Genomic DNA, 18,484 nt, shown 5'->3' with positions numbered 1-18,484 from the left:
TGTACACCCGTATATAACTAAAACAGATACAGTTAACAATGGCACAAGTTACAGGAAAAGTTGCACAGATTATTGGCCCAGTAGTAGACGTTGAGTTTGCGAACGGAGCTGAACTTCCAAATATTTACGACAGTCTTTTAGTAGATAACCACGGAAATAAATTGATTCTTGAAGTACAATCTCACGTTGGTGAAAACACGGTACGTACCATCTCTATGGACTCTACCGATGGTTTAAGTCGAGGTGTGGACGCTGTGTCAACAGGATCTCCTATTCAAATGCCTATTGGTGAAGATGTTTACGGGCGTCTTTTTAACGTGATTGGTGATGCTATTGATGGTCTTGGTGATCTTCCGAAAGAGGGAGAGAACGGATTGCCAATTCACCGTGAAGCTCCAAAATTTGAAGATCTTTCAACTTCGTCTGAAGTACTTTTTACAGGGATTAAGGTAATTGACCTTATTGAGCCGTATGCAAAAGGTGGTAAAATTGGTCTTTTTGGTGGTGCTGGTGTAGGAAAAACAGTATTGATCCAGGAATTGATTAACAACATTGCAAAAGGTCACGGTGGACTTTCAGTATTCGCAGGAGTAGGGGAACGTACACGTGAAGGAAATGACCTTTTAAGAGAGATGCTAGAATCTGGTATTATTAAATACGGTGATGATTTTATGCACTCCATGGAAGCAGGCGGATGGGACTTGTCTAAAGTAGACAAGATGAAGATGAGAGAATCGAAAGCAACGTTTGTATTTGGACAAATGAACGAACCACCTGGAGCTCGTGCACGTGTTGCCTTGTCTGGTTTAACCATAGCAGAATACTTCCGTGATGGAGCAGGGGATGGACAAGGAAAAGATGTACTTTTCTTCGTAGATAACATTTTCCGTTTTACACAAGCAGGTTCTGAGGTATCGGCACTTCTAGGTCGTATGCCATCTGCAGTAGGATACCAACCAACATTAGCTACCGAGATGGGTGCGATGCAGGAACGTATTACTTCTACTAAAAGAGGGTCTATTACATCTGTACAAGCGGTTTACGTACCTGCAGATGACCTTACCGATCCAGCACCAGCAACAACGTTTGCTCACCTGGATGCAACAACGGTACTTTCAAGAAAAATTGCAGAGCTAGGTATTTACCCAGCGGTAGATCCACTAGATTCAACGTCTAGAATTTTAACAGCTGCCATCTTAGGTGATGAGCATTACGACTGTGCACAACGTGTAAAAGAGTTGTTACAGCGCTATAAAGAATTACAGGATATTATTGCTATTCTAGGGATGGAAGAATTATCTGAAGAAGATAAAATGGCCGTAAACCGTGCACGTCGTGTACAACGTTTTTTATCACAACCTTTCCACGTGGCAGAACAGTTTACAGGAATCCCAGGAGTATTGGTAGATATTAAAGAAACCATTAAAGGTTTTAATATGATTATGGACGGTGAGTTAGATCACCTGCCGGAAGCAGCTTTCAACTTGAAAGGTTCTATTGAAGAAGCAATCGAGGCTGGAGAGAAAATGCTAGCGGAAGCGTAATCAGTAGCCAGTATTCAGTGAGCAGTAGCCAGTGAATAGTGATACAATTTTAATTGAAAAGATGAATAATTCTCCCCTTCGGGGAGATCCGCCGCGGCGGAGAGGGGACAAGTTGTCACTTCATTTAATAAGAATATAGTTTTCCACCTTCGTGGAAAAGAAAAATAAAGTTAATTATGTACCTCGAAATAGTAACCCCAGAAGCTTCTTTGGTAAGCGGTGAAGTAGAAAGTGTAACGGTGCCAGGAATGGACGGTGAGTTTCAGATGTTAAACAACCACGCTGCTATTGTTTCTTTATTGGTAGCAGGTGAAGTACGTTTTAAAGGAAACCCAACCATCGCCGAAGCACATGCCAAAAACTTCATCCAAAAAGATGGGAAATGGACCATGCAGATAAAAGGCGGAACTGTAGAGTGTAGCGACAATAAAGTAATCGTACTCGCAGACTAGTTCCAATACAGTTTATAAAATGCTTACCGCATTTTCTATATCGCTCAGCTAGCTTTTAAAGTGATATAAAATAAACAAATTGCAATATTTAAAAATAGAACACCCTTAACGGGGTGTTTTTTGTTTAAAGAATAGTCTCCCTTTTAGGGGAGATGCCCGCAGGGTAGAGGGGCGAGTTTGAGATTTTTTATTTCCATTCCCCTTGACCCAAGTAGCGGTCACACAACGAGCGCATACTTACTAGATTTTTGTATACTTGCGTATGTTAACCAATGAAACCAATATAACAATAGTACGAGGTAAAAAGGCCTGGTACAAATTACTATTTCCTTTCGTCTGTTTTTGTATAGCCTTAGTCATCTTATGGGATGGTTACGAAGTGCTAAACACTAAAAGCGATGTAAGTACTATTGAAGTAATCTTGGGATGGCCTTTTGCGGCCATGCTTTTTATTATTCTTGGAACTGTCTTTGGAATGGTGCGCGATTATCACTTCGATTTTAAGAATAGACGCTATAAAATTGTCAAAAGGGTCGGAATAATAGGCTTTGGCAGCTGGAAACGGTTTCAAAATTTAGAATACGTTTCAGTTTTTGAAAACCCCGAAACTAATTTTGAAATAAACTTATGGTACGATTCCAACAAGCACTTCTTTATTGACTCATGTTTCGATAGCAAAGCCGCCATTAAACGTGCTACTCATCTTGCAAAACAGCTTGATATTGAATTTCATAACGGAATGACCAATCAGCAGTTTGTTGTAGGGGATATTAGTACAGCATTTATTTCCAAAGAGAAAACTAAAGTAGACGCATATTTCACACAGGGGAATAGGCCATTTTGGCATACTGTTATCGCAGGAGCTTGCTTTACGTTGTCCTTTGTGATTTTGTATATGGTTTTTTTGGAAATTGAATTATTAAATCAACGATTGAGATCAATCGTGAATAGTATCGAACTATTGGTGATGTTGATGGCAACAGGAGTTCGATTTTCAATGGTTAATGATTATCTTTTCGATCTGGAAAACAATCAATTTAGGATAATCCATAACATTGGCCCTATAAAATGGGGGAAGTGGCGACAATTGGCTCAGCTGGATTATATTTCAGTATATCAGAAAATAGAAGGGCAGTTTCAAATAAATCTATGGTATAATACCAATAAACGAATTAATATCTCGGGAAGTAACGACTTTGCAAATGCACTAGCAATAGGTGAAAAACTAGCTAAAAAACTAGAAATTGATTTGTTGGATGCTAGCGACCCTCATAATTCAAAATGGGTTGAGATGGCTTAAGATCCTACTACTTTAAGGAAAGCAACACCCATTCCTGCCCACCAGCAGTATAATTCCCCAACTCTTCAAACCCAACGGCATAATGAGCATTCAGAGAGCGTTCATTTTTAGCATCTACTTCCGTTATAATGGCTGAAAAAGGCGGTAACAATTGTACTCGCATAGTTGTATACAGATTCCTGAAGATTCCTTGCTTTCTATAAGCTTTGTCAACACATATCTGCCCCATCACCACAAAGTCATGCCGTAGCTGTTGCGGCATCGGTTGAGGTGAGTTCAAGATAGTATTTATCTGCTCAAACATAGGCTTCAAAACCTCAATACGCTCCCCAAAATCGGGATGCATGCTTAGCGCGTATCCTACAACCGTATCCCCATCTTTGGCTAAAATATGCGGGCATGTGTCGTGCATGGCTTTCAGGAGTTCCAAATCGTGAACTACGGTTACAAAGCCTTCGGTTTTTTGATCTGCTTCGGAAACGGAAACGGGGAGATTGCGTTGTTGCAACTGCAAAACTTGCTTTAATTCTTCTTCGGAAGTAGAACGTGTGTAGGTAATCATGTTGCAATGAATTTACCCTCTAAGATAGTTAAATAGTCAATTCATTTTCGGTTTGTAGTTCAATACCTTTTTTAAATACTTGTGCCATAATAAAAATGATTCCTGCGAGGAATAAAAACTCCCCGCTACCCCAATCTTGGCTTAATTCCATTCCAGATTTTGCCAACCATTTGGTGTGCCCTTGTGCAATGATTGCTAAAAAGCCTGCTGTTAAGGCAACATAACTAATTTTCGAAAGATGCTCCGAAACCACTTCACTAAACGGACTGTTAAGATTAATCTTTGAAAAAACCGTAATGACTAAATAGGCGATATACGCTTTAATCAATAAGAACGCCGCCAAAAACGAAACATGATTGGTGTACTGATACGTGCTCCATTCCTGCAAAGCAAAAAGATCCAGTCCCAGATACAAATCTTTGGAAACTTCTGGATTAAAAAGACTCATACAATAGGTAGTGAGCAATGCTCCCGCTTGGATAAGCAGGCCAATAAAAACGATCCAAAAGAGTATTTTCATGAAGGATAGTATTTGTGATGTGTTTGTTTTCATACTGTAATGTTATTAGGTTAAGATTTCCCTCCTTAGGGATTTAGGTAATGTATTCTAAAATATCCCCCGGCTGACACTCCAACGCCTCGCAAATGGCTTCCAGGGTGCTAAAGCGAACCGCTTTTGCCTTGCCCGAACGGAGAATAGATAAGTTGGCTTCGGTAATGCCTACGATTTCTGCCAGCTCCTTGCCTTTCATATCTCGTTGGGCCAAAATGGTATCTAGATTTATTTGAATAGGCATAAGTTATATGGTTAAATCGTTTTCGTCCTTTACAAGTTTGGCGTTGGTAAGTATGGCAGTTATGAGTGCAAATAGGAGTCCTATAACCAATAGAAATGTGCCGTGTAAAAAATCTAAATGAAGGGCGTTAAACATGTCGGTTTTGGTAAAGTCTTGCCTTGGAACTCTAAGCGAAAGAAATAGTGTTAGTATCCCTTCAGTAATAAAAAGATAGGCGCAAACATCTAGTTTTTTGATAATGGAAACATCGTAGTGTTTTATAGTATTCCATTTCCTGAAAGCCATAAGTAGAAGAATGCCAGTGATAGTAATTACAAGACTTAAGATGATGTTATTTAGCAGCACTGCATTAATCCAAATGCTTGAATATACCTTGCCTTCTATAAAGTGAGTCTTGTCAAATACGGAAAGTGTTGGAAGCCCTGAAAAGTACATTGAAAATGGCCAGATAAGCATAAAGAAAAGCACGATCAACAAAAGAGCAACAACGGTAGCATTATTTTTCATAGCAAGTTAGTTATATGGTTAAATCGTTTTCTTCTTTTAATAATCTGGCATTGGTAAGCGCGTTAGAAATCATCTTAAAGAACAAACCAATAATAGCTAAAAATAAGGGTATAAAAATAGTGTCTCCATACTGAAGCGATACTCCTGCCCCGTCAAAACTTGCAATCCAAATGGCAATATAACTTCCCAAAGCACCAACGGCGGTAAGAATAAAAAAGAGACCACTTTTACTAAGATTAAGGCTTACAGCTTCCTTTAATAAATTATTGTCCATAAAATACCGAGCTGATTTCTTTAAAAACCACAGCGCAAAAAGCATCATACCATAGGTGAGTATTCCCACGATTACAGCGACCCAATAAAAGGTGGGCAAATTCATAACCTCCTCATAACCGTTTACTTCAATATTGCCAATGGTGGTATTGAACATCCCAAAAGGAAGAATTATTAAAAACCCAAAAATTCCAGGCACCATCAAGATGAAAAGTATATCAATCAAGTTTTTAAGCAGCAGATTTGTTTTCATATAATTATTGTTTAACGATAACAAATATATAAAAATTATTGAAAAACAATAATTAAATTTAATTTTTTGAAATATTTGTTTTATGGAAGAGTGACTTAGCGATATCAAAATTCCCAGAAACAGTACTCAAAAAAATGAAGTGAATAGGTTTTAAATCATACATTGCACGGTAGAACCAATGAGCACTCATAAAAAAATATAGAAACCAAAAATTTGAAAATGATAAAATTTTGGGCACTAGCTATAACGCTATTTTTGACAATCGCTTTTCTGTTTTGGCGCCTTACTAGTGGTCATTTCAAAAAAGAGTATGGTGAAAAGTTGTGGAAACAATGGGGGACGAGACTTTTTTATTGGCAAGGCGTAGTGTATACCAGTACCGCAATTACAATTCTAGTACTGTTTCTTTTACAATGGGCAACTATTTTGACTTTTTAGAAGTCAAAAAACAGAAACAAATACTATAACGATTACATCTTTATATAAGAGATTTGAAATTTTTCTGAAGACAAACGGCTTATAGCTATTTTCAATGTATTAACTCCTTCCTTATCTTTGCCCCATGCTACCCAAAAAGCTCCAAAGAAAACTAGAAAAACGTGCTACCAACAATTCCCTGCGTAGTTTGGGAACTACTACTAATTTGATAGATTTTTCTTCTAATGATTATTTAGGTTTCAGCACCTCTCTGGCTATTCTTAATCGTACTTCGGAAATTTTAAAGGAGTATAAGTTGCAACAAAACGGGGCAACAGGTTCAAGATTACTTTCAGGAAATCATAAGTTGTATGCACTAGCCGAACAGCAAATTGCCCAATTTCACAACGTAGAAAGCGCCCTTATTTTCAATAGCGGGTATGATGCCAACATAGGTTTTTTTAGTAGCGTCCCACAGCGTGGCGATCTTATTCTGTATGACGAATTATGCCACGCCTCCATACGTGATGGTATAAAAATGAGCGATGCCAAAGCATATAAGTTTAAACACAATGATTTAGAAGAATTACAAAAAAAAATAAATAGCTTTCTCCCCTTCGGGGAGATGCCCGCAGGGCAGAGGGGACGGTCACTGAGTGAAGCCGAAGTGTACATAGTAACCGAATCCATTTTCTCCATGGACGGCGACCAACCAGATCTAAAAAAGATGGCAGCACTTTCAAAAAAATTGGGATGTCACTTAGTGATAGACGAAGCCCATGCTTTTGGAGTTTTTGGAAAAAGCGGTGAAGGATTGGTACAAGAATTGGAATTGGAAAACGAAGTGTTCGCCAGACTCATCACTTTTGGTAAAGCCTTGGGGTGCCACGGAGCGGCAATTTTGGGTAGTGCAGCCTTAAAACAATATCTGGTAAACTTTGCCCGAAGCTTTGTTTATACAACTGCATTGCCGCCGCACAGTGTGGCAACTATTTGTAGTGGGTATGAAGAACTTGCAAAAACTTCAGCAAGAGAAAAGTTACATAGTAATATTGCAATAGTACAAAATGAAATTATTAAGATTAAGCTTCAAGATTACTTTATTTCAAGCAATTCAGCTATCCATAGTTGCATTGTTCCTGGCAATGAACAGGTAAAAAAAGTTTCAGAAGCCTTAAAAAAAGAAGGCTTCGACGTAAAGCCAATTCTCTCCCCAACCGTTCCTAAAGGGCAGGAAAGACTTCGTATTTGTGTGCACAGTTTTAATACGGAAGAAGATATAAAAACAATATTGAATTTGATTAAAACCATCGTATAGCTCCTCTCCCTTTTTCTGGGAGAGGTGGATTTGACTCGAAGAGGCAAATTCGGAGAGGGTACACCCTAGCTAAAATTAAATTGACCTATGAAAAATCAAACATTCTTCATCACCGGCATCTCTACCGAAGTTGGTAAAACAATCGCTTCAGCCATTATCACCGAAGCCCTGCAAGCCGACTATTGGAAACCAATCCAAGCGGGAGAATTGGACCATAGCGATACACATAAAGTTCAAAAACTGGTATCCAACAAAAAGACGAAGTTTCATCCTTCGGCGTTTAATTTGGAAACGCCTATGAGTCCGCACGCGGCTGCGCAGCTGGATGGTGTGCAACTTTCAGCAAAAAAAATAAAGCGCCCAGTAACAGAAAATAATTTGGTTATTGAAGGTGCTGGCGGACTATTAGTTCCTTTAAATGATACAGAAACCATTGCGGATCTTATCCAGGAAGAAGATAAAATAATACTAATTTCTCGTCATTATTTGGGGAGTATCAATCATACATTGCTCACGGTGGAAGCTTTAAAAGCAAGAAACTTGAATATCTTTGGAATCCTATTCAGTGGTGCTGAAAATCCTTCCACAGAAAGTATCATTGCAAAAATGACAAGAGTGTCCATCATGGGAAGAATTGAAGAAGAACCTTATTTTGATGAAAATGTGGTGAAGGAATATGCTGAAACATTGGAACCACGACTTAAGGGAGCCAAGAATCACGACTAATTTCTTTACTTCAAAAATCAGCAATCCACAATCGTTAATCTTCAATCATTCCCTGTAACTTTGTACAATGAAATTATCAGATCGCGATAAAGCCCACATCTGGCACCCGCTCACCCAACATAAAACTGCTCTGCCGCCCATTGGCATTGTAAAAGCGAAAGGTGCATTGCTTTGGGATGAAGCTGGGAACGAATATATAGACGGAATTGCTTCCTGGTATACGGCCATGTATGGGCATAGTCATCCGCAACTAGTGGATGCTGTTACTACCCAAATGAAGGAGTTGGATTTTGTAATGTTTAGTGGTTTTACGCACGAGCCAGCCGTACAGCTTTCAGAAAAGTTGATGGAAATCCTGCCTGGCAATCAGCAAAAGATTTTTTTTAACGACAATGGCTCTACAGCCGTGGAAGCAGCTATAAAAATGGCATTACAATACCATCACAATGCAGGCGATAAAAGAGACACGTTAATTGCTTTTGAAAACGGATTCCATGGCGATACGTTTGGTGCCATGAGTGCTTCTGGTCTTTCAAGTTACAATGGTCCGTTTGAAGATTTTTTACTGAAAGTGATTCGTCTTCCAACGCCGCAAGCAGATAATTTGGATGAAGTACTTCAGAAGTTAGAAACTACTTTAACCCAAAATTCCTGTGCGGCCTTCATTTTTGAGCCGTTGGCGCAAGGAGCTGCAGGTATGAAATTTCACTCGGCTGAAGGGTTGGATGCCATTATCAAAAGATGCCAAGAAGCCGAAGTATTGTGCATTGCCGATGAAATTATGACGGGTTTTGGAAAAACAGGAACCAATTTTGCGTGCGACCAATTGCAACACAAACCAGATATGATGTGTTTGAGCAAAGCACTTACGGCTGGGATGTTTCCGTTGAGTATTACCAGTTGTACTCAAAAAGTGTTTGACAGCTTTTTAAGCGAAGACGTTCACAAAGGTTTTTTTCACGCGCATACGTTTAGTGCGCATCCATTGGGGTGTGCGGCTGCTATTGCTGGAATAGCGTTGTTGAATTCGGCTGAAATTTTAGAGCAACGTAAACACATAGCAAACTCACATAAACAGTTTGCTGAGAAAATAGCGAACCATTCCAAAATTAAGCAAGTACGATGCAAAGGAGTAATCCTAGCCCTGGATTTGAATGTGGAAATGGAGCGTTACGGAAACTTGCGAGACGAGTTATATCAGTTTTTTATGGAACGTGGAGTTGCATTACGGCCTTTGGGAAATACGGTATATGTGTTGCCGCCTTATGTGATTACTGAGAAACAACTTCAGAAAGTTTATGATACTATTGAAGAAGCGTTGGCTACTTTATAAATTTGCCTTTATAATTTTGACTATGATGCAAAATCCTTCTTATTCTGACGTGGTCGTATAAAATTCAATAAGTTGTTCAAATAAATGGATGAAATTTAAATGATATTCAATGGCCTTGCTAATACCAAATTCTGAAACGGTAAAGTCGAAAATTTCCTCAATGTCCAATTGTGCTATTTCGGCTAATACATATTTTTTAATCATTAACTACTTTTTTTAACGCCATATTGTTCCAGCTTTTCATTTAGAATGTCTTGCATAGATTTTTTGCTAATTCCTCCGTTCCAACCTTTTTCAATTTCAGCTCGCAACAAAGCCAATTTTTTCTCATCATCGCTTTCGTGTTGTCGAAGAGCCTCGCGCACCACTTCGCTAGCATTTTTATAATCGCCTGAGGCTACTTTGTCTCGTATGTATTTTTCCTGCTTTTCGGTAAAACTAATGTTCATGAGTTCTGAAATTTTACATAAAAATACTAAAAAATGTTCATTTATGTCCATATTGGACATAAATGAACATTTTTAAAAAGAATGTTTTTTACTATTCTTCTATTAAAAGCTCTGGAGTTTCTTCAGGATTATGAGTTGCTGTATGTAGGAGGTCAACAATTATATCGCTTCCTTCAATATAGGCATCCATTACTGTGTAGGTCCAAGTATCACCCACACCGCTACCTTCCACACGCACTGTTGCGGCTCCATTGGGTCCTTTCAAGGGAATGGTGAGTTCACTGGTTTTAAAGCCGTTGCTGTTGTTAATGCTTCCCCCTATGATACCTTCTTGGGTAATAGGTTCGCCTATACTAGCAATAAGTTCTTGATTTTTACTGGCGTTGAATAGTACTTGTTTGTAGGCATCGCTATCTTCCATCAAGGAAGTAATTCCAAAAAACAATGTTCCTGCAAAGGCTACAATTAAAACGATTATTGTTAAACAGCCGCCTGTTGGCAATGCCCATTTCCAGTTGCGTTTCCACCAGCTTTGTTTGTGTACAGTTTCTTCCATTATTCTTGATTTTTGAGTACTTACAAAACAAAGAACAGCTATTTTTGCCATAAATAAAATGTAGTGCCACAACCCATTTCCATATCGGCTATTGCCTCTGTTTCTGCCCTTGGCGCTTCCACTGAAAAAGTTTGGCAGCACTATCGCGATGGCATACCGTTGTTTTCAGAATTGGATGGCACCATAGTTTCAAAAGTTGCTGCCGAAATTGAAATCGATTTACAAAACCTTCAGCAACAAAACGATCGCTATAAAAATCTGGATCGGTCGGTACTTTTGGCAATTCTAGCAGCAAAGAAGTGTGCGGAGAAAGTTGAATTTCAGTCTAAAAACATAGGTATAAACATAGGTTCTTCTCGTGGAGCCACAGGATTATTTGAAAAGTACCATCAGGACTTTCAGCAACACGGCAAAGTTTCTCCTTTTACATCACCTACAACAACATTGGGGAATATTTCCTCTTGGGTGGCGCAGGAGTTGGAGGTAGATGGGGTTACGATAGACCATTCGGTTACGTGTTCTACCGCAATGCACGCGTTGCTTAATGGGATTGCCTGGTTGCAAGCTGAAATGGCAGATACATTTTTAGTAGGCGGAAGCGAGGCAGCACTCACTCCATTTACCATCGCACAAATGAAAGCGTTGAAATTATACAGCAATTCCCGTCACCGAATGGCGTGCGAAAGTATGCGTTTTCAGAAAAAAGAAAATACCATGGTTTTGGGCGAAGGCGCTGCCGTAGCGGTGTTGGAAAGAGGAATTTCTTCAAAAACCCAAGCGGTGATTGCTGGCTACGGATTTGCCACAGAGACTTTGGAGCATAACAGCTCTATTTCTGAAAATGCCGATTGTTTCCAAAAATCGATGCGACGGGCAATGGAAAACGCAAAGCTAGAAACTGTGGATGCTATTATTCTACACGCGCCAGGAACTGTAAAAGGCGATGTGGCCGAAAAGAATGCCATCAATATCGTTTTTGGGAAACAACTTCCTTTGCTTACCTCCAACAAATGGCTTGTGGGGCATACGTTTGCTACTTCAGGAATGTTGAGCGTTGAAATGGCAGTATTAATGCTGCAGAAAAATAAGTTTATTGAAAATCCGTTTTTTGCCAATGCACGGCACCTTCCAGAGAAATTAAAAACCGTGATGGTGAATGCAGTAGGGTTTGGTGGGAATGCTGTTAGTATTATTCTAGCTACTCCTGAATAGACTTAAGACCTTTCACTGCGCTCACTGCAAAACACACGACGGTTAGAATTCTGTAAATTTTACCATCGTATCTTTTTTACTAAGGCCTCTTGCCGAAATCGTCTTGGTTCGTGGTTCCCTTCAGTCTTGAGTCCATTTCAAAACTTTGTTAGTAATATTTCAGAATTAGAACACCCCAAAACTGGATTTTAATTATTTTTGAAGACTATGACCGAAATAAAACACAACTGGACCAAAGAAGAAATTCTAGCTATTTATAATACGCCAATGATGGAATTGTTGTACCAAGCAGCAACCGTACATCGGGAGCACCATAACCCCAATCAAGTGCAGGTCTCCACCTTGCTTTCTATTAAAACAGGAGGCTGTCCGGAAGATTGTGGCTACTGTCCACAAGCTGCGAGGTACCATACCGATATTGAAGGAAACGATTTAATGACGGTGCCACACGTAAAAGCACAAGCGTTACGAGCCAAAGCAAGCGGTAGCTCAAGGGTATGTATGGGAGCTGCGTGGCGAAATGTAAAAGACGGGAAAGAGTTTGACCAGGTGTTAGAAATGGTGCGTACCATCAATAAACTGGATATGGAAGTGTGTTGCACGCTAGGGATGATTACCGAAAACCAGGCCCAGCGTTTGGCGGAAGCTGGTCTCTACGCCTACAATCACAATCTGGATACTTCTGAAGATTATTACAAAGATGTTATTTCTACCCGTGCCTACCAAGATAGATTAGATACCATAGGAAACGTTCGTAAAACCAACGTAACGGTTTGTAGCGGAGGCATCATAGGAATGGGAGAAGCTGTTGAAGATCGTGCCGGCATGTTGGTTGCTTTGGCTCGTTTGAGTCCGCAACCTGAGAGCACTCCCATAAATGCTTTAGTGCCAGTTGAAGGTACTCCAATGGGCGATATTGAAAAAGTAAGTATCTGGGAAATGATACGAATGGTGGCTACGACCCGTATTGTAATGCCACATACCCAAGTACGACTTTCGGCAGGAAGGACCGAGATGAGTCGTGAAGGCCAGGCCATGTGTTTCTTTGCAGGTGCCAACTCTATTTTTGCAGGGGATAAATTATTAACTACTCCAAACCCTGATGTGAACGAGGATATGGAAATGTTTAAGATGTTAGGGCTGGAGCCTATGAAGCCCTTCGTGAAAAAAGCGCAACCCGAGACTGTAGAAGAACAATATTCTCAATACAAGGCGCAAGGTGAAAAACCAAAATGGAGCCGTCCCGGACATACCATTGAACGTAATGAAGAGGCGAAATCCAAGGCTATTTCTAAGTAATATTATTTTATGAAGTTGAAATACTATGCCATTATTATAATGGCAATTTTTGGCGCGTGTTCCTCGGATGATGAAAACAATTGTGGAGGACCCCAAAGTGTTCGGATTGCAGAAATAGATGAAAATTTTGTTTTTCTTACGTGGGATTCTCAGGGGGCAGCTACTACTGTGGTTTTAGGACGAAAAGGGTTTTCACCTGAAACTGGTACTACTAGTGTTAGTTTCGATGGATGGACTTCGTTTGGTAATTTGGCACCCAATGGAGAATATGAAACCTACTTGCAAAGTGTATGTAGAGATAATACCATAAGTGATTTAACAGGTCCTTATGGCTTTAGAACGTTAGCATTTGGGCAAGGATGTACGCAACCTCAATCTTTAATAATCAATGAAATGACGGAAAGTACTGTAACGATATCCTGGGATGGTATGGGCCAAAATCTCTGGGAGATCGCTTACGGAAGAAATATTTTTAATCCTTCAGAATCTTCATGGCAAAATTCAAATAGCACTACTTTTAAACTTACAGACATTGAGCCTGGAGTTGCTTATGATGTTCTTGTTAGGGCCAGCTGTGGAGTATATAAGTATAGTAACAATGCAGTACTCACTAACATTGTTTTAATTGAAGAGTAAAAGAAAAAAATGCATTTGAATTTTTTGTTAAAGAGAATGTTACCGTAAAGTTTCGTAATTTCGTCTATTATACTATGCAGCTACAAGAAATAGATAGAGTAAAGAATATTACGAAAGAAGATTTTCGTAAGTATTACTTAAAGCCCCAAAAACCAGTCATTATAGAACATTTTGTAGATGATTGGCCTGCCGTGCAAAAGTGGGATCTGGATTACATGGCCAAAATAGCCGGTAATATAACCGTGCCGTTGTACGACGATCGTCCTGTACGTCATGATGAAGGCTTTAATCAAGCTCACGCCACCATGAAAATGCGTGAGTATGTAGCACTACTTAAAAAAGAGCCCACCCGTTACCGTATTTTCCTCTGGAACATCCTTAAAGAAGTGCCGGAACTACAAAAAGATTATACCTACCCAGATTTTGGTATTAGCTTAATGAAAGGCTTACCAATGCTCTTTTTTGGAGGCGAAGACAGCTATACGTTTATGCACCACGATATTGACTTGGCAAATATCTTTCATTTTCATTTTCAAGGAAAGAAAGAAGTGATTTTGTTTGATCAAAGTCAGAATGATTATTTGTATAAAATTCCCCATTCGTTGATTGTACGGGAAGATATCGACTTTAATAATCCGGACTATGAAAAATGGCCTGCGCTTAAAAAAGCAAAAGGCTTCCGTGGTAATTTGGAGCATGGCGAAGTGTTGTATATGCCAGAAGGGTATTGGCATTACATGCGCTACATCACACCAGGCTTCTCCATGAGCCTACGCGCTATTGCCCGCAACCCTAAGAACTTAGGAAGAGCCATCTACAATATAGCTATTATGCGTCATTACGATAATTTGATGCGTCGTCTACAAGGACAGGGTTGGATAGATAAAAAGAATGAAAAGGCAATAGTAAAAACCCACAAGAAGTTGGGAATTGGTTAATTCCTTTTCAAAAAGATTTGTAGAAAATTTAAATCAAATTGCTGAAAATACAAAAGACCGCCTACATTGTTTTTAGACGGCCTCTTAAATTTATGGGCTTAGGGATTTATTTTAATACTGGAGTATACGTTACCATAACAGAAGCAAATTGTCCAATAGGATTTCTTTCACATATTGTAGCACAGCCACCTTCATCCAGACAGTCTGCTATTAATTGACCACAGCTCCACTTTCCAGAACATTCTTCACTCCAATCGTTTGGAGGTCCGCCAAGGTCGCAATCTACTTGATAACCACCTGATCGGGTTTGATACTCTTCTTTACTAGCTATGGGGAAAAAACTATTTTCTTTGAAGTTTTGTAGTGTAATCTCATTTGTTTCAAGATTTTTAACCACTTCAAAAGTGATGACTTGAAACTCTGTTAATTGTCGTGATTGATTTTCTAAATCAACTTCTGCGTCTGCAAGCAATTGGTTGATGACTTTTGCGTCCTTATTTTTTTGAGTGACCAAATCAATTGAATTTAAATCTGGACTTTGTATTTCTTCATTCTGGCAACTCGTAAAAGTGAATAAAACGAAAACAACAAATGGTAAAATGTTTTTATAATTTTTCATACGATATAAAAGTTAAAACAAAAGAATTATGGCGTAGTGCACATGGCCAAATGCAAACTTTTGTAACGGGGAGTCTTTGTAAAACTATAAAAAATAAACGGAACAAAAAATTAAATACGTAGTAAATGGTGTTTTTATAACTTTTAAAGTTACTGGTAATGAGTTAAGTATGTGTTATATGTCAATATTTACGACCTCCCGAACTCTTTCCCAAACCAAACTAGATTCCCACCCACGATACAACAGGTAATCTGCCAATTTTTTCTTTTTCTTCTGAAGGTTGGTTTCGTTCTCCAACTGTCGCAATCTTTTTTCGGCGAGTTCGTGGAAGGTTTTTTGGTAGTCACTTTCTGAGATTTCCTTTAATGCTAAGGTGATATTGTATTTTGAAATATCCCGAAATTTTAATTCGCGCACAATGCGCTGTCGCCCCCATTTTTTGGTTCGGAATTTTCCTCTGGCAAAGGCTTGTGCAAAGCGGGTTTCATTGAGAAAATTGTGTTGTAGTAAGTGGTGGATAACAAGATCTATGGCATCTGGAATCATGCGTAGTTCCCGCAGTTTTTTCTGTACTTCTTTATGGCAACGCTCCTGGTAAGCGCAATAGCGCTCTAAACGGCGTTTCGCTTCTTCGATGGTATATGTTTTGTGGGTTTGCATTGTTTGATAAAGTTAGTCATTTCGACGATAAGAGAAATCGCATTCGTAGCTAAATGCAAGCTATAATTCATGTTGTGTAAGAAAAGTATGTGTGATTTCTCGGTCGTGCCTTCCTCGAAATGACTACTTAGTTTTTGTTTTTATTTGCGTTAGGGATTGAGGCTTTGTTGGAGCTCTTGCCGAACTATATTAATAGTTTAATTGAAATTGCCATTGGCAAAGCGACTGCCGAAAGCCCGACCCTTTTTATCCGCCACAGGCGGAGGAAGAGGGTAACGCCCCAAAAATAAAAGTTAGAAGAAAAGCTATTCCTGATTTTATTTCGGGAACCCTTTATTTTGCATACTGAAAGGCGTAAGAATAGAATGTATTTTAGTCTTGGGCTGTGAATCTCTTCAGTCGTGGATTAAAACAAAAAACCCCTAACGAAAAATCGAAAGGGGTTTTTAAAACTATTTTATCTCTTCACCATTTTTGTCATAAAAATGATATTCAAGATACGTGTAAGCATCTCTTGGTTGGACTTTTATCCATTTTTTATGCTCCATGAACCATTTGGTTCGCATAGATGGAAAACCTTTCACTAGAAAGGCTGCTATAAAAGGATGTGTGTTTAAGGTTATCTTTTTATAGTCTTTTTTAAGGATTCTTTTCAGATCCTCGGTAATTCTGTTTACTACGTTTATTGGGGCTTCAATCTCGCCAACTTCACTTCCGGGTGCGTCTTCACGCGTTTTAATATTCATTTCCGGTCGTACCCTTTGGCGGGTTATTTGTATGAGCCCAAATTTACTGGGTGGTAAGATTTTGTGTTTTGCTCTATCTTCCTTCATTTCATCACGAAGGTGGTTATAGAGTTTTTTTCTGTTTTCGGCTTTACCCATATCGATAAAGTCTATCACAATAATCCCGCCCATGTCCCGTAGGCGTAATTGTCTTGCTACCTCGGTAGCGGCAATCATATTTACTTCTAGTGCGGTGCCTTCCTGGCTAGTGCTTTTATTGCTTCGGTTACCACTGTTCACGTCTATTACGTGCATGGCTTCTGTGTGCTCTATCACTAAATAAGTACCCCGGCTGCTAGAAACAGTTTTTCCGAAAGAGGTTTTAATCTGTCTTTCTATACCAAACTTCTCGTACATAGGTACTTTGGAGTCGTATAGTTTTACGATATTATCTTTCTCGGGTGCAATTTCTTGCACATAATCTTTGATCTGTAAATAAAGGGTTTCATCGTCAATATATATATTGCTGAAACTGTCGTTAAACACATCTCTTATAATAGATGCGCCTCTATTTAATTCACTTAGCACCTTGCTAGGGTGGTGCGCCCCTTGTAGCTTTTTGCACATCGCTGTCCAGCGATCCACGAGATTTTGTAAATCTCTATCCAGTTCTGCTACTTTTTTGCCCTCTGCTACGGTTCGTATAATCACTCCAAATCCTTTAGGGCGTATGCTCATGATTAAGCGTTTTAGCCTTTCTTTTTCTTCACGACTTTCTATTTTTTGAGAAACAGAAATACGGTCTGAAAACGGAACCAATACAATATAACGGCCAGCTATGGAAAGCTCGCTACTTATGCGTGGTCCTTTAGTGGATATGGGTTCTTTTACAACCTGTACCAGGGTAGATTGATTGTTTTTGAGGGCGTTATTAATGCCTCCATTTTTGTCAATCTCTTTTTCAAATGGGAAATCCTTTAAAGTATAATCTTTAAGTTTACCTGTGCTTACACGTTTTACAAATTTCAGCAAAGAGAGTACTTTGGGTCCTAGGTCATGGTAATGCAAAAAGCCATCTTTTTCATAGCCTACATTTACAAATGCTGCATTGAGCCCAGGAACAGTTTTCCGTATCTTGGCAATAAACACATCGCCAACAGAGAACTTGTTGTTTTCCTCTTCCTTGTGTAACTCGAGTAGTTTTCCATCTTTTAAAAGGGCAAAATCAACTTCTTGTGAACTGGATCTAATAAATAATTCGTAGCTCACGATTTTTGATTTTAGTCCGCCTAAGGCGGATGGATTAAACAATAATTTATCACAGGATTTAATGTTCCATTATAAGGAACTACCCGTCGAAACATAACTATACTAAGGTGTGGTGCAGTTATGTTTCATTTTCAAAGAACTTTTTTGTTTTTTTCTTAAAAGAAAAAAGTAGTTAAAAAAACTACTTTTTCTTATGGCGATTCGCGCGTCTTCTTTTCTTACGCTTGTGCGTCGCTACCTTATGTCTTTTTCTTTTTTTACCACTTGGCATATGCTTGTGTTTTTTATGTGCCCCTCAAAAGAGGAACGGGTTATTATTTTACTTCAACATTAGTTTTTACACCTTCTACAAAAACCTTAGCTGGCTTAAATGCAGGAATGTTGTGTGCAGGTATTTTAATGGTAGTGTTTTTTGAAATATTTCTACCAGTTTTTTCGGCTCTTGTTTTAATGATGAAACTTCCAAAACCACGAAGGTAAACATTATCACCACCTTCTAGTGAATTTTTAACTTCACTCATGAAACTCTCTACAGTAGCTTGAACATCTCCTTTTTCCATTCCTAGCTTTTCTGAAATTTTTGCTACTAAATCTGCTTTCGTCATTATAATATAAGTTTTAAATTGGGTATTTAGGTTT

Annotated in this window: 22 protein-coding genes; 10 read left to right on the top strand and 12 right to left on the bottom strand. The window is 39.0% G+C overall.

From position 1 onward, the window contains the following. The first annotated feature begins 38 nt into the window (after window positions 1–38). The 3 genes from atpD to ACQ2HF_RS02825 all read left to right on the top strand — a co-directional run bounded on the left by atpD (window position 39) and on the right by ACQ2HF_RS02825 (window position 3,296). Entirely contained in the window at window positions 39–1,544 is a 1,506-nt protein-coding gene (gene atpD, locus ACQ2HF_RS02835) for a F0F1 ATP synthase subunit beta (protein WP_432412006.1), read from the top strand. 176 nt (window positions 1,545–1,720) lie between these two features. Further along, the gene (locus tag ACQ2HF_RS02830; RefSeq protein WP_432412005.1) at window positions 1,721–1,996 is read left to right on the top strand and encodes a F0F1 ATP synthase subunit epsilon; all 276 of its coding nucleotides are present in this window, start codon (window positions 1,721–1,723) and stop codon (window positions 1,994–1,996) included. Window positions 1,997–2,258: 262 nt separating this feature from the next. Next, complete coding sequence (locus tag ACQ2HF_RS02825) at window positions 2,259–3,296, top strand: hypothetical protein (RefSeq protein ID WP_432412004.1); 1,038 nt, start codon at window positions 2,259–2,261, stop codon at window positions 3,294–3,296. Between the two features lie 7 nt (window positions 3,297–3,303). On the opposite strand, the gene ACQ2HF_RS02820 is transcribed toward ACQ2HF_RS02825, so the two are convergent. From ACQ2HF_RS02820 to ACQ2HF_RS02800, 5 genes are all read right to left on the bottom strand, one after another. Continuing rightward, window positions 3,304–3,858, bottom strand: a complete 555-nt coding sequence (locus ACQ2HF_RS02820; RefSeq protein WP_432412003.1) for a GNAT family N-acetyltransferase — start codon at window positions 3,856–3,858, stop codon at window positions 3,304–3,306. Between the two features lie 28 nt (window positions 3,859–3,886). Beyond that, window positions 3,887–4,378 carry a DUF2975 domain-containing protein gene (locus ACQ2HF_RS02815; protein ID WP_432412002.1) on the bottom strand — a complete coding sequence of 164 codons (492 nt, stop codon included), beginning with the start codon at window positions 4,376–4,378 and terminating at the stop codon, window positions 3,887–3,889. Window positions 4,379–4,451: 73 nt separating this feature from the next. Then, entirely contained in the window at window positions 4,452–4,655 is a 204-nt protein-coding gene (locus ACQ2HF_RS02810; RefSeq protein ID WP_432412001.1) for a helix-turn-helix domain-containing protein, read from the bottom strand. A gap of 3 nt (window positions 4,656–4,658) precedes the next feature. After that, the gene (locus tag ACQ2HF_RS02805) at window positions 4,659–5,162 is read right to left on the bottom strand and encodes a hypothetical protein (RefSeq protein ID WP_432412000.1); all 504 of its coding nucleotides are present in this window, start codon (window positions 5,160–5,162) and stop codon (window positions 4,659–4,661) included. Window positions 5,163–5,172: 10 nt separating this feature from the next. Continuing rightward, window positions 5,173–5,688: a DUF2975 domain-containing protein gene (locus ACQ2HF_RS02800; RefSeq protein ID WP_432411999.1), complete on the bottom strand. Its 516-nt coding sequence runs from the start codon at window positions 5,686–5,688 to the stop codon at window positions 5,173–5,175. Window positions 5,689–6,250: 562 nt separating this feature from the next. Here ACQ2HF_RS02800 and ACQ2HF_RS02795 point away from each other — a divergent pair. The 3 genes from ACQ2HF_RS02795 to bioA all read left to right on the top strand — a co-directional run bounded on the left by ACQ2HF_RS02795 (window position 6,251) and on the right by bioA (window position 9,482). After that, window positions 6,251–7,423: an aminotransferase class I/II-fold pyridoxal phosphate-dependent enzyme gene (locus ACQ2HF_RS02795; RefSeq protein WP_432411998.1), complete on the top strand. Its 1,173-nt coding sequence runs from the start codon at window positions 6,251–6,253 to the stop codon at window positions 7,421–7,423. An 87-nt stretch (window positions 7,424–7,510) separates the two neighbouring features. Beyond that, window positions 7,511–8,149, top strand: coding sequence for a dethiobiotin synthase (gene bioD, locus ACQ2HF_RS02790; RefSeq protein ID WP_432411997.1), 639 nt, complete (start codon window positions 7,511–7,513; stop codon window positions 8,147–8,149). Window positions 8,150–8,216: 67 nt separating this feature from the next. Beyond that, window positions 8,217–9,482, top strand: a complete 1,266-nt coding sequence (gene bioA / locus ACQ2HF_RS02785) for an adenosylmethionine--8-amino-7-oxononanoate transaminase (RefSeq protein WP_432411996.1) — start codon at window positions 8,217–8,219, stop codon at window positions 9,480–9,482. Between the two features lie 39 nt (window positions 9,483–9,521). Here the strand turns inward: bioA and ACQ2HF_RS02780 are convergent, their stop codons facing one another. From ACQ2HF_RS02780 to ACQ2HF_RS02770, 3 genes are read right to left on the bottom strand one after another with little or no spacing between them, the layout of a single operon-like run. Then, the gene (locus ACQ2HF_RS02780) at window positions 9,522–9,686 is read right to left on the bottom strand and encodes a hypothetical protein (RefSeq protein WP_432411995.1); all 165 of its coding nucleotides are present in this window, start codon (window positions 9,684–9,686) and stop codon (window positions 9,522–9,524) included. Beyond that, window positions 9,686–9,991: a type II toxin-antitoxin system ParD family antitoxin gene (locus ACQ2HF_RS02775; RefSeq protein WP_432411994.1), complete on the bottom strand. Its 306-nt coding sequence runs from the start codon at window positions 9,989–9,991 to the stop codon at window positions 9,686–9,688. Before ACQ2HF_RS02775 ends, ACQ2HF_RS02780 begins: the two co-directional genes overlap by 1 nt. Before the next feature lie 31 nt (window positions 9,992–10,022). Next, window positions 10,023–10,487 (bottom strand): cytochrome c oxidase assembly factor Coa1 family protein, encoded by a 465-nt coding sequence (locus ACQ2HF_RS02770; protein ID WP_432411993.1) that lies wholly within the window; start codon window positions 10,485–10,487, stop codon window positions 10,023–10,025. Between the two features lie 63 nt (window positions 10,488–10,550). Here ACQ2HF_RS02770 and ACQ2HF_RS02765 point away from each other — a divergent pair, with 63 nt between their 5' ends. The 4 genes from ACQ2HF_RS02765 to ACQ2HF_RS02750 all read left to right on the top strand — a co-directional run bounded on the left by ACQ2HF_RS02765 (window position 10,551) and on the right by ACQ2HF_RS02750 (window position 14,572). Further along, complete coding sequence (locus tag ACQ2HF_RS02765; protein ID WP_432411992.1) at window positions 10,551–11,699, top strand: beta-ketoacyl synthase N-terminal-like domain-containing protein; 1,149 nt, start codon at window positions 10,551–10,553, stop codon at window positions 11,697–11,699. A 207-nt stretch (window positions 11,700–11,906) separates the two neighbouring features. Beyond that, window positions 11,907–12,998 carry a biotin synthase BioB gene (bioB, locus tag ACQ2HF_RS02760; protein WP_432411991.1) on the top strand — a complete coding sequence of 364 codons (1,092 nt, stop codon included), beginning with the start codon at window positions 11,907–11,909 and terminating at the stop codon, window positions 12,996–12,998. A 9-nt stretch (window positions 12,999–13,007) separates the two neighbouring features. Further along, a complete protein-coding gene (locus ACQ2HF_RS02755) occupies window positions 13,008–13,634 on the top strand; it encodes a fibronectin type III domain-containing protein (protein ID WP_432411990.1) in 627 nt (208 codons plus the stop codon). A gap of 74 nt (window positions 13,635–13,708) precedes the next feature. After that, complete coding sequence (locus tag ACQ2HF_RS02750) at window positions 13,709–14,572, top strand: cupin-like domain-containing protein (RefSeq protein WP_432411989.1); 864 nt, start codon at window positions 13,709–13,711, stop codon at window positions 14,570–14,572. A gap of 106 nt (window positions 14,573–14,678) precedes the next feature. Here ACQ2HF_RS02750 and ACQ2HF_RS02745 read toward each other — a convergent pair whose 3' ends face one another. The 4 genes from ACQ2HF_RS02745 to ACQ2HF_RS02730 all read right to left on the bottom strand — a co-directional run bounded on the left by ACQ2HF_RS02745 (window position 14,679) and on the right by ACQ2HF_RS02730 (window position 18,450). Further along, a complete protein-coding gene (locus ACQ2HF_RS02745) occupies window positions 14,679–15,191 on the bottom strand; it encodes a hypothetical protein (RefSeq protein ID WP_432411988.1) in 513 nt (170 codons plus the stop codon). Window positions 15,192–15,365: 174 nt separating this feature from the next. After that, window positions 15,366–15,851 (bottom strand): regulatory protein RecX, encoded by a 486-nt coding sequence (locus ACQ2HF_RS02740; protein WP_432411987.1) that lies wholly within the window; start codon window positions 15,849–15,851, stop codon window positions 15,366–15,368. A gap of 452 nt (window positions 15,852–16,303) precedes the next feature. Continuing rightward, window positions 16,304–17,845: an Rne/Rng family ribonuclease gene (locus ACQ2HF_RS02735; protein WP_432411986.1), complete on the bottom strand. Its 1,542-nt coding sequence runs from the start codon at window positions 17,843–17,845 to the stop codon at window positions 16,304–16,306. Between the two features lie 314 nt (window positions 17,846–18,159). After that, window positions 18,160–18,450: an HU family DNA-binding protein gene (locus ACQ2HF_RS02730; RefSeq protein WP_115122465.1), complete on the bottom strand. Its 291-nt coding sequence runs from the start codon at window positions 18,448–18,450 to the stop codon at window positions 18,160–18,162. Window positions 18,451–18,484 lie beyond the last annotated feature (34 nt).

Source organism: Rasiella sp. SM2506, assembly GCF_050859505.1.
In the GTDB taxonomy this organism is placed as follows: Bacteria; Bacteroidota; Bacteroidia; order Flavobacteriales; family Flavobacteriaceae; genus Marinirhabdus.
This window is presented reverse-complemented; position numbering and strand designations above follow the sequence as displayed.